The following is a 20,699-nucleotide window of genomic DNA, read 5'->3' on the forward strand; positions in this document are numbered from 1 at the left end:
AGAAGCAGGGCGCGCCTAATTATTGATCGTCTGCATGTGGGCATCGATCTTGTCCTTCATATCGATCTGGATGTCGGATTGGGCACGCGCCTCGATTTCCGCATAATATTCCGAGAGGTCCATTTTGCTGAAATCGAGCGCCTGGAATTCTTCCGGTGTAAAACCGCGGCAATAGGGCTGTTTGGCGGTGCCCCAGCCCATGGCGCTAAAGGCCTTCAACTCCGGGCGACCCTGTTCCTGGATGATACGGCCAAGCTTGGTGTTGAAGCAGCAGTGGCCGCGGGCCTTCTGCACGCACACGCCAAGGACGCTCGACGAACAATAGCTGCCGACCTCATGGCACATGCCCGAACCGCGCAGCATGCCCACTTCCATATCCTGCTGGTCGCAGCCCTGGAGCAGGAGATCGATCATGACATTGACCGCAAGGCTGATTGCGATCGATGTGGGATCGATGCCGACGATGATCGCGTTGGCACCGGCACTCGCTGCCTGGCTTGCGGTCGCGCCGGCCTTGAAGGCCGTATATGCGGCCTTCATGCCGGTGAAGACGCCCTTGACGACCGCGATCTTCGTCGTGATCGACGAGATCGAACCGCCCATGCCGTCCTTCACGATTTTCCCCTTGTCCTTGCAGCAATTCTGGAAGGTTGTGCTGAGACCGGCAGGGCGGCACCGCGCGGCGCGGCCGGAAAAAATTTCGATCGTGCCAAGGCAATTGCCATCGGCATCGACGGTGCCGTCGGCCTCGACGCCCGGATCATCCAACGCCGGCTCCTCGACGATGGGATTGGCGCCAGTGTCGATACAGGCGTTGGCCGAGCAGCTTGGCGCACCGCCGCGCGCGGGTACCGCGCAGGCATGCTGATCGCCCAGCGGGCAGTGCATGGCACCAGTCCCATCCGCCTCACAAAGGGTTTCGCCAATGGGGCACATCCATCCGCCCGCGCCGGTCAGGTGACAGCTTGCCGTTTCGCCATCATCAGCCGCGTCGCCATTGCCGTTGCGATCGACCGCGCACATCTGCTGGGCGATCGCGACGCCAAGCATCAGCGGGACACCGCCAACGAGAAGGATGACCCCTAAGAGCAAGACACGTCCGTGCTTCATCGCATGGTACTCGTGCAGACCATGTCGGCGCCGCCCAGGCGTACCGTCTGCATCATCACCACCGCTTCGGGGAAATCATCGATGCAGCCACAGCCCTGGACCAGTTCCTCGCCCTCGCCCGCGGGGCAGACATTGCTGTCCTGGCAGGCGTGATAGAAACTATCCCAGCCTATGGGGTCGGTCTGCTTCGCGCCCGTCACGCCATCGGGTGCGACGGCTGCGTTGGCCTGCGGCTTGCGGGTCTTGCAGATCGGCTCGCAGGCATTGACGGTGCCCAACACCGGCAAGGAAAAATTGCGGGTCGTCAGGCTTTCGCTGCCACCGGCATGCTTCACCCGGTCAGCGAGCAAGGTCTCCGTCGAATGATCGATGATATAGGCGCCGCGGGAAAGATCGGGCTGCGGGGCAGCGCCTAAATCTACCGTGCAGGCGTAGCGGCGCTGGCGCTCGAAGAAGGGGCGGTTGATCTGCGTCGCGCAGGCACCGGTGCCGATCAACCGGGTCTGGGGCAGGGGGCTGAGCCCGGTCTTGACGCCGTTGCGATAGGTGACGACGCCATCCACCTCTTCGTCGTCGAGGCGGCATTTATCATTGGCGGCATAGCCCGAACAGGTGTCGACAAGCTGCTCGCTCGTCTTGCAACCCACGTCCACTGTCGCTTCGATCGCGGCATAGGCTTCGCCGCCATCGGCGACCGCGACGCGCAGCCAGATATCATGATCGCCTCGCGTGAGCTTGGCCGTGAGATCGAGATTGGGATCGACATAGAAGGCGCTCTTCTTCTCGCATTTGCCCGGCGGTGGTCCAGATCCAGTCCAGCCATCGGGACCTGAACCGACCAGTTCGCCATCAATCCGTATTTGCGCCCAGTCATCACCGCCAAAGCGGGTCAGAAGTACCCGCTGGAGTCTTTGGGCATCCTTGACCCGCAACGTCATATGAAAATCAATGAGGGTGCAGGATCCCCCTGTGAGGCTGTTGTCGGTGGGCGAGCCCATGACGAAGGTGCGGCTGCCTGGGTCTGGAGCATAGGTTGCGAAGCCGCCCGACACGCGATCGATGATCATCTCGGCGGTCATTTCTTCCTGTGCGATCTGCCGGGTGATGGTGCAGCTTTTGATGACGTGCGACGTGCCGGTTCCGGTCGATGACGCAGACAACGCCTGGAAAACACTGCTCGTCTGCGCGGTGCCATAGGCGTCGCTGGCCATGGCCCCCGGATTGGCCTTGTAGGCTGTGGCGCCAATCCGGGGCTGCGCCGTACAGGATGTCGTCTGCGCCCCGGTATAACGGATGATCGGGCCATCGATCGCCGCTTGCGCGACGCCGACGCGCGGATCGGCGGTGGTCAGCGCGCCAACCACGCCGCCGCCCAGATCCTTGAGTATCGAGGCCATATTGCCCCAGACCAGATTGCTGCCGCAGCTGTTGTTGACGCAGTAACAGCCGGCAAGATCGGTCAACTCGACCTGGGACAGCTTCAACGATCCGGACGCCGAAGCGTCCCAGCGGAAGAAGCGACACGCGTCCCAACTGCCCGGCGCGCAGGAGATGATCCCATTGGCGCAAATCCCGGAGGTGGGAACCGGAACGGTCAGTGCCTCATCGAAGCTCCCGTCAAGATCACTGTCGCGCGAGATGTTGAGCGTGCCGATATCGCCGGTGGCGCTGGGTTGGGCGAACAGTTCGAGTAGCGTCGCGCTCTTCTGGCAGGCAAGATTGGGGGTGAAGGTCTTTTTGGTGTCGACGGTGGTGATCGCCTGTCCCGCCAGCCCCGGCGTCACATAATTGCCCAGAAGCGCATCGCTGTCCGCGCTCTTTGCCCGCGCTGCGGCCGCCGCAGCGCGGGCGCGGTCCTGCGGGGTCTGCGCATGGAGCGGAGCAGGCAGGCTCAGTGCTGCGACAAGGACGAGGGTCGCTGGCCTCATGGCCGGATCTCGCGCAAAGCGATCTGCCGCGACCCGCGCCGCAGCCGGAACAGAAATTTGGTCGGAGCAAGCCCGGCACGCTCTGCCCGGAATACAGCCTGCCCTTCAAAAACGGTCAGCGTGGCCACGACCACATGGGGCGAGGAGGGGAACGCCGCATGATCGTCTGCATCTGTGGCCACGCCGACCGTCCGACCGGCGCCGCAGGAGGGATGCGACACTGGCCTTACCGCAGGGGGAACGCCTGGCTCGGTGGAATGACGGGCAGACCATCGGCTGATGCCATGCGATGCCATGCGGATCGGGTAAGGCGATCTGCTCATGGCGTCGAAACCCCGGCGCAGCAGATCGTCTTTTCAAACAGCATGAACTGCGCATTGTCCTTGCCAGGCGCATGCTTGGCGGACGTCCAAAGCGCGCCGGGCCGCCCGACATTGACGCACTGGCCGCCATTGACCGGTTCCATGAGCTGGAACTTGTAGCGGCTCTTGGTCCAGACCGGTTGCGGGATGAACGAGCAGCCATCCGCTGAACTGACGGTGAGAGCACCAAGCCGCCCCATCATGAAGACGCCGCGCGCGGCGAGCCCCGCCCAGGCCTCGACGCTGTCGCCAAAATGGATATCGCCCGCCACCGGATAAGTCGCGCCCCAGGACCCCATGCACCAGAAGAGCGGATCGACCACCTTGCCCGCAGCCGCCGCAGCGCTATCGGCCATGCAGGCCAGGCCTGCGGCCGGATTGCCGAACAGGATCGCCTCGGGCTGGATGATCGCGCCCAAAGTTGCCGACTGCCAGGTCGGCAGCACCTCGGTGATCAGCGCCACGTCGAAGCCGTCATCTTCAATGCAGGGCAGGTCGGTGAACATGTCGAGCATCTTCCAGACAGGCGCGATATAATAATGCATCTGGGCGAACATCTTGCGCGTGTTGGTGCCGTCGGCGATGCTGGTCTGGCTGCCCTGCAGCCTGCCGCCGGTCGGCATGAGGTCAGCGCCCAGCGCCATCATGCAGCCCGGCTCCGTCACCACGTCGATCATGCGATTGGGTGACCAGAAACTGACCTTCACGCCGAACCAGAAGGTCACGCCCTTGCGGCAGGCGCATAAGGGTTTGGAGGCTGATTGCGCTTCGAGCGCCTTGCCGAGCGGATCGCTCGGACCCACCTTCACGCCGCCGATGGTGATCGGGAAGATGCAGTTCCAGCGCACCTTGGTGATCGGGTTGAAGACCGTGCCCGCCTCACATTTGGAGGCATAAGCGGGCGAGCCGATCGCTAGTGCTGCAAAGGCCGAACCGCATATCAGGATTTTTCGGATCGCGAACATGTTCATCGCGCGATGCTCCGCGGACTGGGGGGCATGGCGACCTCGGTCAGCACCAGCTTTTGCCCCGTCTGGGCGACGATCACCGGCGCGACCGTGAGGCCGAGCCGTGCCTTTACGCGCTCTTCAAGCAGGAACAGCGCCCGACCGTGACGCTCACCCAATGTGATCGCATCGGCATCTGTATCTCCCGCCTGGGAAAGACCACCGGCGGCAAGCAGGATGAAATCGGCGGGCCTTGCGGTACGCAGCGCCCAGGCCAGATCGCGAGGATGCACGACGATGAGCCGCTGGGGCAGCGCAACATAGGCGAGGGGATTGAAGCTATAGCCTTTGGCGTAGAGGAGTTTTCCGCCTGGCAGCCGGATATCCTGATTGAGCGTGTAGAAGGGCACCATCGTTCGGTTCCGATCGGCGCGGGCGATGCCGAGCGCGGCAGGCTTCATCGCCGACCAGCGCTCGCGGGAGCCAAAGGCGGTTTTCATGTCGGGAACATGCGCGGCGCGGCCTTCGATCTCGCTCAGCGCATCGGGTTCGGCGATTGGCCAGGTGCGGCCGATGGTGCTGGTCGCAGCCGGTATGGGCGCGGGCGTCATCAGCCCGGTCATCAGCGCCAATGGTGCGAGTGCCGACAGGGCAGGGAGGCGGCCGCCAGGGCATATGGATCTAGCGACCATGGCGCCGTCTCCAATATGGCGAACGGTTCTCGCGCCCCTCGCCGATCACGGCGCTGATAAGGGCCGCTGTAGCAATGATGGCTATGGCTACGCCAAGAAGGCGAACGACCGCGGGCATAGCGGGCAACTGCCAGGCGATACAGGACTGCACGAGCGCAAGGCCCTGGCTGCCGACCAGGAGGCGGATGGGCCCTGGCGCGGGCGTGCTTGAGAAGATGCCGTTCACGCCCGCTACCACCGCTGGGTGAAGTCACGAAGGCGCTCGGCGATTGCATCCCAGGGAATAAGGATCAGACCCGTGGAGCTCGCGCCCATTCCGGCGCAGATGCCGATGAAAATGGCTTCGAACAGCGGCACCTGGAGGATCCACGCTGCCGCGAACGCGCAAAACACGGCGTTGGCTATGCCGCCGGTCACCAGCAGGGTGTAGCACAGCCGCGCGAAGCGGCGTTCCGCCTGGATGACCGTGACGATCGCCTGCGCGACCGCGTCCACACCAAGCGCCGGGTCGCTCACGCTGCGCGCATAGGCGAGAAGCCCATGGACATCATCTCCGACGTCAAGACCATGATCGAAGCCATTGGCGTGATCTGCCTTCATCGCGCCCTCCATCGTTTGAAGCGCGAGAACAGCATTCCGCATGCGCCTGACAGACCGATCAGCAGCATGCCGCTCGCACAGCAGGCAGTAGCCACAAGGATGCCCGCGCGAATGGTCTGGAGCGGCGGCTGATCGAGCGCGATCCCGGCTGCGATGACGAGACTGCCCATCATGCAGGTTTCGATGGCGACCAGCCGCACGCGCCACTGGAAGGCGGCGGCCTCGGCGCGCCTCGCGACGCGCGCTTCGATCATCGCCTCGATCGCCGGGTCGTTTTCCCAGTCGAGCGCAAGCTGAGCGGGATGGGCTAGAGGCTTGTGCGTCATGCCGCCCTCCCGTCCGGGCGGATATCTCCGCCCAGCACCTGCGCGGGATCGACACCGGCGAGGTCGCACACCGCCTCAAGCGGATTGCGACCCGCCCGCACCAGCGCCTCAAACGCGGCGACCTCATTGGGGGCCGAGGTATTGATCCAGTAGCTGAAGGGATCGACCACCAACCGCGCGATCCCCAGGCCCAGCGGACTGTCGATGAACACTTCGGAATAATTGGGCTTGGCGTTCCTGACGGATTTCAGGAGATCGAGGACGAAGCCCGAATAATCGAGGATCTTGTTGTCCACCGCCTTGTCATAGGTGGACCCCTGCAACAGGAATTTGGTCGCGGCATTTTCCAGGATCACCTGTCCGGTGCCGCCAAAGAGCATGAGGTCATTCATGCTCTGGAGTACGATGCCAAAGCTGCCCTGATATTTGCGCGCGCGCCGATAGCCCTGGCCAAAAGCCTCGGCGAGGCGGGAGAGATCCTGCCCGTCGCTGCGGGTCATGAACTGGGCTGCCTCGTCGCACAGCACGAAGCGGGGTTTGTCGCGCGCCGAGAGATAGAGTTCCTGGGTGACCGCGTTCACGACCACCATAACGATCACGTTGAAAAGGTCAGGCAGCGCCTTTAAGCGTTCGAGCTCCAGCACCACGAACTCGTCGCGCGAGATGTCGAGCGTCGAGGGACCGTTGAAGAAATGGCCATAAGCACCCTGCGACCCGAAATCGCGCAGGTTGAACGCCAGTTCGCGCGCGACCGGCACGAGATGATCGACCCGGTCGAGATCGGAGGCGGCATTGTCGGGATAGTGCCCGAGCCAGTCGCGCACCGCGTCGATGCCGTCTTCGCCCCGGCCGCTATCGACTGTCCACTGCACGGCGGACTTGAGCAGGTTCCATTCCGAAGTCGTCACCGACTTGCGGGTAGAGGCGTTCGCCATTTCCGCGACGATCGCGACTGCCATGGCGATGGCCGACTGCTTGTCCTCGCCATCGAGCGCGAGGCCCATGTCGAAGGGATTGAGGACGAGGCGCTCCTCGCCGATGTCGATATAACGGCCCGAGCAAAGCGTGCAGAGCTTGCGGTAGCTGCCACCGATATCGATGATGCGGATGAGCGCGCCTTGCGCATAATATTGCTGGCACAGACTATTGAGCAGGAAACTCTTGCCCGCGCCGCTCTCGGCCGAGACGATGAAATTATAATTGTTGATCCGCGGGTCGAAGAGATCGAGCGTGATGAGCTGGCCCTTGCGTCCGACATAGAGTAGGGCCGGGCGGCCGCCGCCGCGAAAATCGGTCTGCACCGGCGCCATCAGGCTGGCGGCCTTCACGGGCATGCGAAAATCGCGCTCCAGCAGCTTCAATGTCTGCTTCTCGGGATAGAGGCCGAAGGGCAGGCTGGCCGCGAGCAGCACGGGCAGCAGATAGCTCTCTTCCTGCACCATGAAGGGCAGGGGTTCGGATTCCCACAAGCGCTTGGCGCGGGCTGCCAGCTCGCGCGCCTGGGCGCGGTCGCGGCCGAACACCCACATGGTGGGGATCACCGAGACGAAGCGACTGTTCGAGGCTTCATCCAGGATCCAGCCGATCTCCTCGATCTGCTTGCCGACCTCGACCGCAAAGCTGCCGGCTGCCTTTTGCGCCGAGAGGATCTGCGCACGCTTGTGGATCTCGAACTGTGAATGGTCGAACATGACCGAGAGGCAATAGAGAAATGGCCCGCCAATCTGATCGCTATCTTCGGCGCTCCCGCGCAAGCCGCCCATGAGCCGGTTGGCCCGCTCAGCGGTGATCCGGCGCGCTGGCGCCTTGGGCGTGAGGCAGCGGGCCACCTGGTTACCCAGAAACACTTCCGGGCCCTCGAAGCAGAGGTCCGGGCCGGCCTCGATAATCTGCCGCGCGATCGACGGGGCGGGCATCCCGCCCATGCTTTCGCTCAGGAACACACCCGGCGCGGCTGCGAAGACGCCGTTGAAAATCCGGCGATAGAAGCTGACAAGGGCGTCGGGCGGCAAACGCCGGATACCCATCTTCGCCAGCTGCTCCTCGACCTGACGGCGAAGGTCCGCGCCAAGCTTCACCCGCGTCTTGATCGAGAGGAACAACCGGAAGTCGCGCACCGGGATGGCATGGAGCGCATCGAGGCCCGTGGTTCCGCCGCGCAGATAGTCGGCCGTGCGCCGGGCCGAGGCCTGGACCAGCGGGTCGGGGCGGACCTTCATATCGAGATAGGCGTCGAGCGCCGGATCGATCAGCGGATCGGCAAAGGTGATGAGCTGGAGGACTGTCCCTTCGGGGAAATGGATATTGAGCAGCCCCAGCAACGCCTGTTGGACATGGGCGAACATATAGGCGGAAGGGACAAGCTCCCAGGCCTGGCCCCATCCATCGTCGATGCACAGAAAGGCTTCTTCCTCCTCGACCCAGGCGACCATCGGCAGGAAGTCCGAATAGGCGTCGCGGGTCACGGCGGCGCGCAAGCGCTGATAGCTCAGGCCCTTGTGGGTGGGCCGCGCGGTCATGGCCGCTTCTCCGGATGGACGGTGAGCGGCATGGCCTCTGCGGTTGGCGCGTCTGCGCTACCCGGTTCGGGCTCGCGCAGCGTGCGCAGCACCGGCGGCGCAGGCGTTCGCCCGCCAGGCTCGACCAGATAGTCGCCCACGACCCAGGCCGGGCGGTCGATGATCGAATAGACATAGCGCGCCATATAGAGCCGGTCGGGACGTTGCTTTTCCGCATAGGGGAGGATCAATGTCCGGATCGTGCGCGACGGGCGCAGCATCGGCGAGCCGGGATCCTCGATCAGCGCGCCGACATGGCCCTGGCCAGGTCGCGCCATAGCCGAGGGCGTCGCAGTAGCTATGGCGTCGCCCTTGGCCATGCCGTGCGCTCGCGCCTTCTTGTCCGGTGCAAGCAGCTTGCGATCATGGGTGACGGCGGGATCGGATTTGGAGGCACGGCCTGAGAGCGCATCGGCATAGGCCTGATCGGGATGGATGCATTGCCCATGGTCGCTATTCTTGCACGAGAACTTCTCGCTATAGGGCGACATCACCGATCCCATTGTGGCGCAGCCGGGCAGCGCGAGTAGCGGCAGGAGGAGGAAGGGTCGAACCATCTTCATCGCTTTGTCTCCCATGGGCGCGGACATCAGAATTTGGCTCCCGCGCCGGGTTTGATTTCAAGGGTGGCGCCCTCCTGGATCACCACGACTACATCCTTGGCAGCGCCCACTTCGACGATGGGACCAGCCTGACGGGCGAGGTCGAGATAGAAGTCGGTGAGCTTGTCGGAGGATTTGGAGAGCCCGCCGGCAATGCCGGTCCTGGCGGCGTCACCCGCATCGAGCGTGCGGACCGTTCCCAGCGCTGATGTCGAGGTGTTGCCGAACGTGCTTTCGACCGATTGCGAGATGCCGCTGATGGTCCCGGCGATGAAGGCGCGCGCCAGCGTCGCCCCGGCGCGCGTCACCACCTTGCCCGACAGGCCCTTCTTGCCGTCGGTATCGACGAAGAAGCCCTTGACCGGCTGATCGACGATCGAATGCTCGTCGAAATCCACGCAGGAGAGCGACACGAGCTGCACCTCGACCCGCTCCTTGGCAAGACTTCCGGTGGCGTTGCCGACGACGAAGCAGCCGGCTAGATTGGCCTTCACCTCATTGGGCAGGACGGCAGGCGCCTGCACGCGGGCGATGATCGGTTCAGGATTACTGGTCGCGTCCCGGCTCGCCAGTGCGTCGATCCCGGTCAGGAGCCGCGCTTTCATGAAACCAGGCGGTAAATAGATCGTCCGATTCTTTTTTTTGGACGAGGATGAGGTGTCGGCCGCGCCCTGGGCCACGACCTGACCGGCCGCCGAGCCGATCGCGCCGACCGTCTTTTCGACCGGCGGCGCAGGCGGTGCAGGCGGTGCAACCGGACCGGCGGGCGGCGCCGGCAACCTGTCGGCATCCGCGCTCATGTCACCGGTCTCTGGCGGGTAGGGCAGGGCTGGAACGGTGTCGGGCAGGGCGGGCGGCAAATCGCCATCGATAGTCTGGCCGCCCGGCGCTCCGGGGGTGCGTGACCCGGGAACCACCTTGCCTTCCTCGATCGCGCTGACCCGGTCGCGCAGCAGTTGCTGGCCATCGAGAAGCTTTTTCAGGTCGCCGCGCAGTTTGACTTCGAGACTGTCGCCGCGCAGCCCTGCGCCCATGTTGAGCGATGCGGCGGGATCGTTGGGCTTCACCTCCTCCTTGCTGCCGGACGCCGCATAAAGGCCGATCCCGAGCGCGCCAACGGCGACACCGACGGCGAGCTGGCGCGCGCGCAGTTTCTGCCGCGCGGACATCTTGGCCCATTGCGCTTTCCAGTCGAGCAAGCCCGGGAACGGACGGCGCATAGCCTCTTCCTTTTGCCCGGCGCTCTGCGCGGCAAGATGTGCCTGATAGGGGGACAGGGTTTCAGGCGAAGGGGCGGGGACTTCCGGGCGCTCCCTGTCCATCTCGCCGCTCATTGCCCGGTTCCCCGGCGGACCACGACCAGTCGGGCCGTTTTACCGGCATCGAGATGGACCCGGTCCAGCGTGATCGAGAAAATGCCTGTCCCAAGGGCCGGATCGACCAGCAGGCGCTCGTCCAGCGTCACCGCTGCCGGGGATCGGACATGATATTGGGACGCTGAAAGCCCGGCACCCTCGACGGCGATGCGGCGCTGCTCGCTGATCGACAGGCCCGGAACGGTCGCGATGGCAATCGCGCTACCGGATGGCGCAACCTCGCTGAACGAAGCGGGAATGCGATCGTCGAGCAGGGCCATGGTGATGGAGACGGCGCGGTCCTCGTCCGCCAGCGCCGCCATCAACGCGCTATTGGCCTGGGCGCGCTGCCGGGCACCGGGGACGAGCACGATCGTCTGCGCAGGAATTTCCACCGGTTCGGCATAGAGCGGATAGGTGGCGCCGTTGCACTGCACGAAGAATTCGGACGGCTGCGTCACATAGCTGCGTGTTATCTGGCCCCCATCGTCGATTTCGCGGGCGAGGAACTTGATCCAGGCGTCCGATCCGCCTTTCTCGACGGCAAGACCCTTCTCGGCCGAGAATTTGATGTCCTCGATCTCGCCCCCCTCGCAAACGACATGGTTGATGTCGCGGTTGGAGAGACGGATCCGACTGGTCTGGTCAGGCAGCGCGTGGAGCGTCTGGCCTGAGGCCGGGATCGCCAGCAGCATGAGCCCGGACAGGGCGGCGCATGCGCCTATGCCGTAATTAGCGTGTTTCGACATCGAACTGCTCCTCGGAAAGACGCGTCAGCCAGAAACGGCCATTTTCGATGCCGTAGCCGATGCGCAAAATGCCCCGGAATTTGCGGATCACGCCGCCGATCACCCGGACCTTCTCCACCGGCACGACGATCTCATGGGCAGTCCAGCGGACCGGCTGATCGTTGCGGATATAGGTCGCGATCGACAGCGTCGGATTGTTGGCCAGTTCATCGAGTATGGCGTTGAGGCTGTCGCGCATCGCGCCATAGGCGGACGGGTGGACGAGCCCCAGCAGCTCCTGGAACTGCCGGTCGGCTGAGTAGGCCGACCATGTGCCCGACAACGCGACGATGTTGCGCGTCATGGCGACGATATAGGCTTCGGACGGTGTGTTGCCCGAGACATGGAGGTCGCCGGTGGCGCCGAACGGGACGATCACGGTCCGGGCGTTCTGGTTGGTCGTGTAGATGACCGCGCCCAGCACGGCGGTGACGCCGAACATGCCCGCGATCGCGACTTTGAGCAGCCGGTTCTCCTCGAACAGGTTCGCCGACCCCTGCAGGTAGCGATGGATGCCGAAGCTGGCCGGTTTGCCCAGCAGCGGATCCTCCTGACCCTCTTTGCGATGCAATAGCCCCATGGCGCTCACTCGAAGAAGCGGGTCTGGGTAGGACCCGGATAATGGGGAAAGGAAACAAGACCCCAGCGCCAGGCGAGATGGGGGAGATAGCCCCTGGGCTTGGTCCGCTTCCACGGAATGAAAAGGAGAAGGGCAGCGATGAGCGCCCAGCCGACAAGTCCGCCTACGATCGCGGCCACGAATATGCTCGAGGTCGCGAGTAGAAACTCGTCCGATCCAAACCACAGGATCTGGACGGGCCGATGCAGATATTGCGGAAGGCGTTCGTCCATCTGCCCTTCTCCTCCTGCTTCATGATACCTCCAAAGGTATCATCCTCCAGGGACCGACCATCGACCCCCAGCCTGTTGCCGGTGCGGCATGCGTCCGGCAGGTCAGCCAGGCCGCAGCCGCGCCGTGCGTCTCAGACGACCATCCCGAAGGTCTGGAGAATGGAGTCCGCCTTGATGAGGCAGACAGCCGCGACGATGGTCGGGATGCCGATCATGATATTCGAGAACAGGCGTGAGACGCCGAACAGGAAAGCGGCGACACCGCCTACAAATCCCATCGGACCCTTCACACCCTGGTTCACGACGATATCGTATATGTCGTAACCAAGATCGCCCTGGGCCGGTGCCGAGAAGGCATGGACCGGGCCACCGACCAGGGCCATCGCGCCTAAAGGGAGGCCGACATTGGCCACCGCCAGGACCTTGCTGCCAAATGTACGCATCATAGCATTGCTCCAAAAAGGAGCCGTCCAACCTAAGCCTGCCGGCATCGAAGGAAGATCGGTGTCGGCCGGGGCGTCGGTGGACGGCTCCATGAGCCCGCCGCCGCCGGCATCCTGGTTCATCCGCGCAGGCCGGGTGGAGCCGGGCCGGATGCCCTCCGCAAAGAGATTGTGCGCAGCTGCGATGGCGCGCGCCCGTTCAGCGCCGCGCATCGGACGCTGCCTTTGCAGGCTTGGGCTTTGCGTGCCGATCGAGGAACGCCTCGAGTTCGGCCTGCTGGAAGCCCGATATGAGCTTGCCATCGACGATCAGCGTCGGCGTTCCTGAGACGCCGACTTTCGCGACGAGCGCAGCATCTTGCGCGACCCTGGCACGGCCCTCCGCGCACTGACGCAGGGTGGGCGGTGTCTGGCCTGAATAGGCCGCGCGGAAGGCCGCCTCGCGATCTGCCGAGCATAGGATATGCTCCGCCTTGGCCGCTGCGGTCGGGTGGATGCCGCTCACGAAGAAAATGAGACGCCTGACCGGCTTGCCTTCGGCGGCCTTGGCGCTCCAGTAGCGATCGAGCGCTTGGCAGTAGGGACAGTCTGGGTCGGTGAACTCGATGACCGTGGGCGCATCTTCAGGGCCGATCGCCAGTGCCTTGGCAGGATCGATGGCCTTGAGGCGGCGCGCCGTGCCCTGTTCCTGCGCTAGTGCGGTCAGGTTGACACCGTTGCGGTCGTAGACCGTGGCGAACAAAAGATGCTCACTTTGTGGCGCATAGTAGATGATGCGGCCGCCGGCGGCCGCCTGATACAACTGGCCCGTGACGGGAGCCACGGCAAAATCCTCGAACTGAAGATTCGTGAAGCTCTGATGGAGCTTCGCCTCGGCTTCGGATGCGGCTGCCCTTAGTATCGCAGCCTCATCAGCGGGGTCTGCGATAGCTAGGTTGGGCGATACGGCCAATGCGGCTCCTGCGAACAAAGCGAGCAGCGACAGCGGCTGAGATGTGACCGTCATGGGCGTTGCTCCGGTTTCCTGGGATTGGGCGAGAAAAGCGCGGCATCAATTCCGATGGATCGTCCGATCGGCACCGTTGTCGGCCGGGCCAACTGCCGCCGCGGCGTGTCGGCTATGATGGCATACTCGCCATCGACGTTGCGGATGACGCGTGTCGCCCTGTCTGCGGCGCCGGTTGATCGGACGAAGGCCTCTTGTTTTGGAGCCGCAATCGAGGGCATAGTGACGGCCATAAGAATGACGAAGGTCGGTGGCCTGTATGGGAATCCGCTGACCATGGCTCATACCTCCTTGGACTAGATCGGCCATTGGCCGCCTGGATGAAGGGACTGTGTGACCGGGGAGCTTCGTTCGTTCGGGTAGACTTGCCATCACCGGTCCGTTGAAATGGATCGTTGTCCAAGCTTCCCCAGCCCTGCAATGGCCAGGGCAATGTCGTGCCGGTGCAGGGTAGTAACGTGCCGCTGGAAGGCAGTGAGATGCCGCGATCAGGCACCATCGTGCCGAATGGGCACGTTAGTGCCGATGGGCCGATCCCAATGCTTTGACCCCGCACTGCTCCCACGGATCGGCACGGCGTACTTTCAACGGACATGCGGGCTCGATTCGCTGGGTCACCGCGGGGAAAGGAGGCATCTATGGCCGCGCAGGCGACACGAAGTTACAGGCTGACAATGTCCGAGTGCGGGCTGAGTCTTTTCTTGCAGTGTCATTCACGGTTCTGCACTGCTGCCCATGATCTTTTGTCGTACGGCAATACCTTGCATGCGGCCGTCACGCTGCTAGCCGCTCGGGACCTTGACGAACTGGTCGCCGACCTTGCCGATCCCGATATTGCGCGTCTTTCAGGGAATATGCAGCATTATGTAGGGGCACCGCAGGAGCTGGGAAGCTTGGCCCGAGAAATCAGAGAGAAGGTCTCGCGGGCCGGTGCTATATATGCGCCGTCTCTCAGCACCGTGTATGTTGCGGCCGTAAGTCATATGAGCATCGCCAGCGAAAGGGATATGCGCCGCCTATGTGCGCTGTTGCGCTACCCTCAATCAACATGATTGAAAAAGGGTGGCTGTTCATTCGGGACGCCTGGAATGACAGGAGAAAATTCGTCTCAGATTGAGAACGATAGCCTTTGACCGCATGAGCAAAATGCATAGCCTATCGTAATCGGGTAAGTGCCATTGGGAGTTTCGAGACAATGTCCGGGGGTGCCTGTACATGCAGACTCGAAAACTTCAGACCAAGGATGACGGGCTGGTTCTCTCCACGATCAAGGAGATTTCCGGCAAGCGCATCGAAGAGCGCCGCCGACGTGACCGGATCACTCAGCCCCAGCTGGCACGCGCCGCCGGGGTTAGTGTTAGATGGTTGCGGGAGATTGAAGCGGGCAATCCAAAATCCAAGCTGGACGAGCATTTGGCATGTGCACACCGGCTGGGGCTATCGACGGCTCATATCATGATCCCGCTTCTTCTCATGGAGCGAAAAATGTCGATCCCCCAGGAGCTGCTTCTCGACGAGGACCTGTCCGAGCTGGAGGATCGCTGCATCGCTCTCATTTATGAACATTCGTCCAGCACGATCAGCAGGCGCAGAGCCTCATTTTTTACAGATGCGGGCGATCAGGAATAAGGGCTTGTCGCGCAATGTCTGCCGAACCGATCACCGCCGATCGCATTTACCGGCGGCTCAAGCAGGATATTCTGGACGGTATATTGAAACCAGGCGCGCCGCTCGTCGTGCAGGCGCTCGCCGATCATTATGGTGTCAGTATATCACCCGTGCGCGACAGCGCGCACCAACTCGTTGGTGAGCAAATCCTGGCCGCGAACCAGGGCGGCGGTTTTATTGTGCCGCCTGTCACTGCCGATATGCTGCGTGATCTCTACACCTGGCACGGATATCTGGTGCGACATGCCCTCAAGGCCAAGGCACCATATCACGGTGATCTCGAACCTATCAAGGCGCTCGAACGGCATGGGCCCGTTCATCCCCGCGAATTACGTGATGCGGCCAATAGCCTGTTTTCCTTTATCGGAAGCCGTCCCAAAAATGCGGTCCATGCACGCGCAATCATCATGGCAGGTGACAGATTGGCTGTCGCGAGGCTCCATGAGCCGCTTGTCTTCGACAATGTCCAAGAAGAACTGCTGTCGATCTCGAACCTGACAGAGATCGGTCGCGATGCGGCCGTCCGGGAGGCAATCTGGGCCTATCACCGACGCAGAATAAGGCGGGCTTCGATTGTCGCGCATCAGATCGTATCAAATATATCCAGTTTCAACACGCCGAAATGAAACTAGATTTACCAAACATGCAGCAAAGCTTGTTGGCGTACGCACTCGACCATCAGATTAGTGCGCATATTGAGAGCTTATAAGGTCGCCAATATGTTGAACTGCCACCTAAACTTCTCGTCGCTGCCACTTGGTAGCTTTTTTGAAGATGGAGGTTGTTATGGAACGTCTGGAAAATATCGAGGGTGACATGATCGATCTGGGCGACGCGAGTGCCGAAACGCAGGGCATTGGCCTGGTCGATCAGGACAATCCCGCTGGTCAGCAGCAGACCGGCATTCTCGACGAATAATCGGTCGACCCGGCGCGCGTTTCCGCGCGCCGGGTCATATTCAAGAATTTTACGGGAGCTTTGCCCCATGCTGGTCATGCTGCGGCCGGGCCTTGCCTATTGTGTGATCGAAGGGCAGGCGGTCTTCCTCGATCTCACGGCCGATCGCTATTTTGCTCTCAGTCCTGCAAAGACCGCCGCCTTTTCAGATTGTCTCATCGAGGATCATAGCTCCGAGGCGAAACCGGCTTTGCGCTATTTCATAGACGCCGGGATATTGGTCACCGACGTTGCTGACACAACAGGCCTGGCGTTGCCAAATATTCAGTTGCCAGCGCGTGATGCGCCTCTTCTGCCGGACGTCTCGGTCCGCCGACAAACCTTGGTGCGGGCGATAGCTATTCTGCTCGCCACGCGTTTCATGCAGAGATATCGCCCGAAGAGATTGTTCACGTTCGGGCTTGAAGCGCGCTGGTGGAAACTGGGAGCGAACGCTTCTGGCCGAGGCCGGATTGGTGATCTGCTTGAGGCCATGTCGTGCGCGGAGCGGCTGCTGCCGCTCCGGCTGAACTGCGTCAGCCGCACACGAGCGCTTAAATATTACCTGGCGTGTTATGGCGTGGATACCGACATGGTTGTCGGGGTGAGGCTTCATCCATTCTCGGCGCATTGCTGGCTTCAGGCCGACGACGTTGTGCTGAACGACACGCTGGAAGGTATCGCCCCTTACACGGTGATCAGAGGCATCAAATGAGCAGCTTCTATTCTTTCGCGATCGACATTCGACCTGAGGCTTTGCCCTTTCCTGGTCCCGTGGAGAGCGGGGCGGGGAATGCAGAGGCGCCGGTCTCCCTGAAGAGCTTGTCCAGCGACCTTGATCGCTATGAGGCCGTCGACGATCGCGGCCGCCATTTGCTGGTATTGGGCAATATTTTCGACAGGACCGCAAATCGAATTGTGTCGCCGCGCGATTTCTCGGAGATTCTACGGGAGGAGGATCCGATTCAGGCGCTGCTGGCGGACTATTGGGGGCGGTATGTCGCTGTCCTTCACCATTCCCGAACCGGACATGTTGAACTGGTCCGAGATCCGTCTGGCCAAGTCCCATGCTATTATCGCCAGGCTATCGGTCAGCTTCACGTTGCGCATGACGCAGATCGGCTGTTCGTTGAGGCGACGGCACCTCATCCCGACTGGTCCATCCTGGCAAGGCATTTGCGCAATCCCATGGTGCGAACGAACGAAACCTGTCTTCACGGCGTGTCTGAACTTTTGCCGGGTTTGAGCGTCACATGGTCAGCTGATAGGCTGACATGCAAGCCAAGGTGGATTCCGCAGATTGAAGCAAATCTGATCGAAAAGCCTGTCGAGGCGATTGCGGATCGACTGAAGCGCGAGATCGAAAATGCGACTACCGCCTGGGCGCGGCGCTTTCCTCACCCTTTACTTGGTTTGTCTGGAGGTCTGGATTCCTCGATCATTGCTGCATCGCTCAGAGCACGCAAGTCGGATGTGAACTGTTTGAATGCCGTCTTCGGCACAGGGAGGGGAGATGAGAGAAGCTATGCGGCGGCGGTCGCTGGCATGTACGGTTTCCCCCTCCATCAAGTATTCCTCAAGGTTCATGACATTCATTACAGTAGATCGCTAGCCTCGGCCAAGCCGAGACCGTTATCGAGCGCCTTCACGCAGGCAATCGACAGAGCCTCCGCCGACGTCGCCGACGCCTGCTTAGCGGACGCCCATTTCAGCGGGGGAGGCGGTGATAATATCTTCGCCTTCATCCACTCTTCCTATCCCGCGACCGACTGTCTCCTGGATACCGGCTTCGGGGCGAAATATCGGTCAACCATATCCAACCTGACGCGGATGACCGGCTGCGACATGTGGCAGATATTGGCGCGATCAATCAGACATGGGGTCTTTGCGCATCGCCCGTTTGTCCACAGGGTGGACGTGCGATTTCTAGGCGAGAAGAATGGCGACGACTTGCCCGTTCATCCGTGGATCGAGCGCGGCGGCAAGCGGCGTCCGGGAAAGCGTCAACATATCGCGGTAACGCTGGAGGCCATTCATTTCACCGAGTTTCTCAACATCGGCGGGCGCCCCACTATTTATCCGCTGCTCTCCCAACCACTGATGGAATATTGCCTTTCCATCCCGGTTTGGCGCTGGTCGCACAAAGGCGTTGATCGGTCGCTCGTGCGTGAGGCTTTCCGCCGAATGTTGCCAGAAGAAATCATAGCGCGCCGGACAAAGGGGTCATTCGGTCAGCTTTTCGAAGCGGGCTTCATGCGTAACATCGGTGTCATCAGGTCCATGCTCGCGGATGGCCAGCTCGCGGCTCAAGGCCTTCTGGATCGCGCGGCATGCCTCGATGCCCTGAGCAGACCAGAGAAATTGCGTCCGGAGGTCATGAGCCGTCTCGCGCTTTTCGTGGATGCGGAGGCGTGGCTGGCGGGGCGAAGCGCCCGTTAACGGCCGACCCGTTCAGGGTGCGTCGCAACCAATCAAGCACGCGGCGATACACCGCAAAGCGGTGCGCGGGCTGGAATTTTACATGCCCCTCGTGTGGGAATATGTACATCTCAACGGGCCATCGTTTGGCGCGCAGCACTTCAAACGTGTTGAGCGCCATTCGATACTCCTCTTCCGAAGCCTGAATGAGGATAGGGATCGGCCGCTTATCTGCATGCATAGCCAATGAGGATTGCGACCAGAAAGCATCCGCCCGACTGCCAGGCAGGGGATAACCGAAGTTTCCATACCATCGCCGATATCCTTCGCCGTTGCCGACCATCATGCTCGCATCTTCGCAGCATGTGCTCAGCGCCGCGGCGGCGAACTTGTTGGAATGGATCAGCGCAAACGTCGCTGTGGTGGCGCCATCGCTCTGGCCTGTGATCGCCACCCGGCGCGGATCCACGACGCCGCTTTGTTCGAGACGATCGATAATGGTCTCAAGCGATGACAATGTGCTCCGGCGATCGATCCAGTCTTTCTGGTTCGCCTCGAGATACTCATCATAGGTGACAGGCGGCCCGTGCAACGCGTAGGCTTTGGGCTTGTTGAAGCTGAGAACCGCAAACCCGTGTGATGCGAGAAGCTGTATCGGATATTCGTCCGCCGTTCCGCCGCGTAGAAAGCCTCGTGATTCATACTGGACGATAACCAGTGGCAACCGCGTTCCGGGTTGGTAGCCCGCCGGAAGAACGAGGTCACCAAAGGCCTTAATCCCGAAACTGTTATTCCATGTGAGGCGTTTGGCCCTGCCAAGCCGATACTGCGCGAATTCCGGATTAGGATCGAAGATCGTGTTGAAGGAGCCCGTCGCTACGTTGATCGAGACAATATGTCGGGGCCGAAGGGAGGCCTCGCGAGCGCAGATGAGCTGTGTGTTTGCCACTCCACAGCCAAACAGCGCGTCGTCAGTGACCAGGATCTTGCGCGGGCGACTGCTTCCAGGAATCCAGTGATAGAGCCCGGTCTTCTCGTCCGATGCGCCTTCGCGCGTGGCAAATATCAGCTGCTTGCCCGGCAGCCACCAGGAGTCGGTAACATTACGGCAGGCAATGGCCAGGCATTCAAATGTCCTCGCGCCGATACGAACGTGCAGACGCGCTGGCTGTCGAAATTTTGCGGGATCGTCGGCGATGGACCAGGCGACATGATCGGCATCGAACCGAGCATAGGCTCTCGCTCCCGCGGGCCGTGCCCCGCCAGGTGATCCTAATTGCGTGATCTCTTCCTGGCTCGCCGACCGGACGGTAGCGCCGCCTATATCAAGCGCTTGGACGACCGATGGAATTTGGTTAGTGGGCAGGGGCTGATTGCTGCCCAGCGGCCAGAAGCGGTCGTCGTAGCGAAAGCCGTTCAGGCCTTCTCGCGTGATTTCATCTCTTGCCTCCACAAGGCTGGGACGGCTGCGAAATAGGAGCACGTCGCCCGTTTCTGACCATTCCAGTGCCTCGACGTCGACCTCGGACTGAATGAGCATATGACGGTCTGTCCCGTCGGGCTTGATGATCCAGATTTCTGCCTTCCCGCTACGCTGTTTGACATAGGCGAGATACCGGCCGTTAGGATGCCAGCGGACCAAGGGAGGCTTGGGAATGCCGAGCGGTATGCCGACCAGACCGTATTTGTCGAAGCTTGCGCGCTCGATGTCCCCCGCGTCATCGATCACACGCGCTGGGGTGCGGCCATCTGTTGGAACCAGGACAAGCGCCGAGCAGAAGCGGTTAGACGCCAGGTTCGCCTGGCGAAGCTGAAGCGCAATCATCTCGCCGTCCGGGGACAGTTGTATTGGTGCGCCATCTAAAGAAACGCCGCCAAAATCGCGTAAGCCGATCAGGGCTTCCGCAGTGATGTCCCTGAAAGCCCTGTTACTGGTCCAATTGATCGGGAGAGAGCATGGGGTGCTCCCTCCCTCCGTCACGGGGTTGCTGTGAGGTTGGGCAAAGGCATGCGTCGCCATGAACAGGGGCAAGGCGGCGCATATCAGCGCCCTGGCAGCGCCGGACGGATTGGAAGGAGTCGGCTTGGCAAATGCTCTGGTCATCACT

At 61.9% G+C, this 20,699-nt stretch carries 24 protein-coding genes; 7 read left to right on the top strand and 17 right to left on the bottom strand.

The features are described 5' to 3' along the window. Positions 1-15 precede the first annotated feature (15 nt). The 16 genes from traN to J2W40_RS12910 all read right to left on the bottom strand — a co-directional run bounded on the left by traN (position 16) and on the right by J2W40_RS12910 (position 13,847). Positions 16-1,110 (bottom strand): conjugal transfer protein TraN, encoded by a 1,095-nt coding sequence (gene traN, locus J2W40_RS12835; protein ID WP_409050372.1) that lies wholly within the window; start codon positions 1,108-1,110, stop codon positions 16-18. After that, on the bottom strand, positions 1,107-3,038 hold the full coding sequence (locus J2W40_RS12840; RefSeq protein ID WP_310225360.1) for a hypothetical protein: 1,932 nt from the start codon (positions 3,036-3,038) through the stop codon (positions 1,107-1,109). The genes traN and J2W40_RS12840 overlap by 4 nt, the downstream gene beginning before the upstream one ends. After that, on the bottom strand, positions 3,035-3,220 hold the full coding sequence (locus tag J2W40_RS12845; protein WP_310225362.1) for a hypothetical protein: 186 nt from the start codon (positions 3,218-3,220) through the stop codon (positions 3,035-3,037). Before J2W40_RS12845 ends, J2W40_RS12840 begins: the two co-directional genes overlap by 4 nt. A gap of 137 nt (positions 3,221-3,357) precedes the next feature. Then, positions 3,358-4,365, bottom strand: coding sequence for a TraU family protein (locus J2W40_RS12850; RefSeq protein WP_409050374.1), 1,008 nt, complete (start codon positions 4,363-4,365; stop codon positions 3,358-3,360). Positions 4,366-4,367: 2 nt separating this feature from the next. Continuing rightward, positions 4,368-4,970: a conjugal transfer protein TraW gene (locus tag J2W40_RS12855; RefSeq protein ID WP_310225366.1), complete on the bottom strand. Its 603-nt coding sequence runs from the start codon at positions 4,968-4,970 to the stop codon at positions 4,368-4,370. Between the two features lie 300 nt (positions 4,971-5,270). Then, entirely contained in the window at positions 5,271-5,639 is a 369-nt protein-coding gene (locus J2W40_RS12860; RefSeq protein WP_310225369.1) for a hypothetical protein, read from the bottom strand. Continuing rightward, positions 5,636-5,965 (bottom strand): hypothetical protein, encoded by a 330-nt coding sequence (locus tag J2W40_RS12865; protein ID WP_310225371.1) that lies wholly within the window; start codon positions 5,963-5,965, stop codon positions 5,636-5,638. Before J2W40_RS12865 ends, J2W40_RS12860 begins: the two co-directional genes overlap by 4 nt. Further along, positions 5,962-8,484, bottom strand: coding sequence for a TraC family protein (locus J2W40_RS12870; RefSeq protein ID WP_310225373.1), 2,523 nt, complete (start codon positions 8,482-8,484; stop codon positions 5,962-5,964). Before J2W40_RS12870 ends, J2W40_RS12865 begins: the two co-directional genes overlap by 4 nt. After that, positions 8,481-9,086 carry a TraV family lipoprotein gene (locus J2W40_RS12875; protein WP_310225375.1) on the bottom strand — a complete coding sequence of 202 codons (606 nt, stop codon included), beginning with the start codon at positions 9,084-9,086 and terminating at the stop codon, positions 8,481-8,483. Before J2W40_RS12875 ends, J2W40_RS12870 begins: the two co-directional genes overlap by 4 nt. Positions 9,087-9,112: 26 nt before the next feature. After that, the gene (locus tag J2W40_RS12880; protein ID WP_310225376.1) at positions 9,113-10,459 is read right to left on the bottom strand and encodes a TraB/VirB10 family protein; all 1,347 of its coding nucleotides are present in this window, start codon (positions 10,457-10,459) and stop codon (positions 9,113-9,115) included. Then, positions 10,456-11,175: a type-F conjugative transfer system secretin TraK gene (locus tag J2W40_RS12885; RefSeq protein ID WP_310225531.1), complete on the bottom strand. Its 720-nt coding sequence runs from the start codon at positions 11,173-11,175 to the stop codon at positions 10,456-10,458. Before J2W40_RS12885 ends, J2W40_RS12880 begins: the two co-directional genes overlap by 4 nt. Before the next feature lie 37 nt (positions 11,176-11,212). Next, positions 11,213-11,848, bottom strand: coding sequence for a TraE/TraK family type IV conjugative transfer system protein (locus J2W40_RS12890; protein WP_120253449.1), 636 nt, complete (start codon positions 11,846-11,848; stop codon positions 11,213-11,215). Between the two features lie 5 nt (positions 11,849-11,853). Next, entirely contained in the window at positions 11,854-12,120 is a 267-nt protein-coding gene (locus tag J2W40_RS12895; RefSeq protein WP_069064025.1) for a type IV conjugative transfer system protein TraL, read from the bottom strand. A gap of 131 nt (positions 12,121-12,251) precedes the next feature. After that, positions 12,252-12,566 (bottom strand): hypothetical protein, encoded by a 315-nt coding sequence (locus J2W40_RS12900; RefSeq protein ID WP_310225382.1) that lies wholly within the window; start codon positions 12,564-12,566, stop codon positions 12,252-12,254. Between the two features lie 196 nt (positions 12,567-12,762). Further along, positions 12,763-13,569 (bottom strand): DsbC family protein, encoded by an 807-nt coding sequence (locus J2W40_RS12905; protein WP_310225384.1) that lies wholly within the window; start codon positions 13,567-13,569, stop codon positions 12,763-12,765. Further along, positions 13,566-13,847, bottom strand: coding sequence for a hypothetical protein (locus J2W40_RS12910; RefSeq protein ID WP_310225386.1), 282 nt, complete (start codon positions 13,845-13,847; stop codon positions 13,566-13,568). Before J2W40_RS12910 ends, J2W40_RS12905 begins: the two co-directional genes overlap by 4 nt. 117 nt (positions 13,848-13,964) lie before the next feature. Here J2W40_RS12910 and J2W40_RS12915 point away from each other — a divergent pair, with 117 nt between their 5' ends. From J2W40_RS12915 to J2W40_RS12945, 7 genes are all read left to right on the top strand, one after another. Continuing rightward, positions 13,965-14,117, top strand: a complete 153-nt coding sequence (locus J2W40_RS12915; protein ID WP_310225389.1) for a hypothetical protein — start codon at positions 13,965-13,967, stop codon at positions 14,115-14,117. Positions 14,118-14,207: 90 nt separating this feature from the next. Next, positions 14,208-14,621, top strand: coding sequence for a hypothetical protein (locus J2W40_RS12920; protein WP_310225392.1), 414 nt, complete (start codon positions 14,208-14,210; stop codon positions 14,619-14,621). A gap of 163 nt (positions 14,622-14,784) precedes the next feature. After that, positions 14,785-15,198 (top strand): helix-turn-helix domain-containing protein, encoded by a 414-nt coding sequence (locus J2W40_RS12925; protein WP_051520135.1) that lies wholly within the window; start codon positions 14,785-14,787, stop codon positions 15,196-15,198. Between the two features lie 14 nt (positions 15,199-15,212). Further along, on the top strand, positions 15,213-15,863 hold the full coding sequence (locus tag J2W40_RS12930; protein ID WP_310225395.1) for a GntR family transcriptional regulator: 651 nt from the start codon (positions 15,213-15,215) through the stop codon (positions 15,861-15,863). Positions 15,864-16,023: 160 nt separating this feature from the next. After that, the gene (locus tag J2W40_RS12935; protein ID WP_310225397.1) at positions 16,024-16,155 is read left to right on the top strand and encodes a benenodin family lasso peptide; all 132 of its coding nucleotides are present in this window, start codon (positions 16,024-16,026) and stop codon (positions 16,153-16,155) included. Positions 16,156-16,222: 67 nt separating this feature from the next. Then, positions 16,223-16,888 (top strand): lasso peptide biosynthesis B2 protein, encoded by a 666-nt coding sequence (locus J2W40_RS12940; protein WP_310225400.1) that lies wholly within the window; start codon positions 16,223-16,225, stop codon positions 16,886-16,888. Continuing rightward, positions 16,885-18,612, top strand: a complete 1,728-nt coding sequence (locus J2W40_RS12945) for an asparagine synthase-related protein (protein ID WP_310225402.1) — start codon at positions 16,885-16,887, stop codon at positions 18,610-18,612. The genes J2W40_RS12940 and J2W40_RS12945 overlap by 4 nt, the downstream gene beginning before the upstream one ends. Here the strand turns inward: J2W40_RS12945 and J2W40_RS12950 are convergent. Further along, complete coding sequence (locus J2W40_RS12950; RefSeq protein WP_310225404.1) at positions 18,548-20,695, bottom strand: Atxe2 family lasso peptide isopeptidase; 2,148 nt, start codon at positions 20,693-20,695, stop codon at positions 18,548-18,550. The genes J2W40_RS12945 and J2W40_RS12950 overlap by 65 nt on opposite strands. Between the last annotated feature and the right edge of the window lie 4 nt (positions 20,696-20,699).

It is taken from the genome of Sphingobium xenophagum (genome assembly GCF_031457465.1).
Taxonomy (GTDB): domain Bacteria; phylum Pseudomonadota; class Alphaproteobacteria; order Sphingomonadales; family Sphingomonadaceae; genus Sphingobium; species Sphingobium xenophagum_A.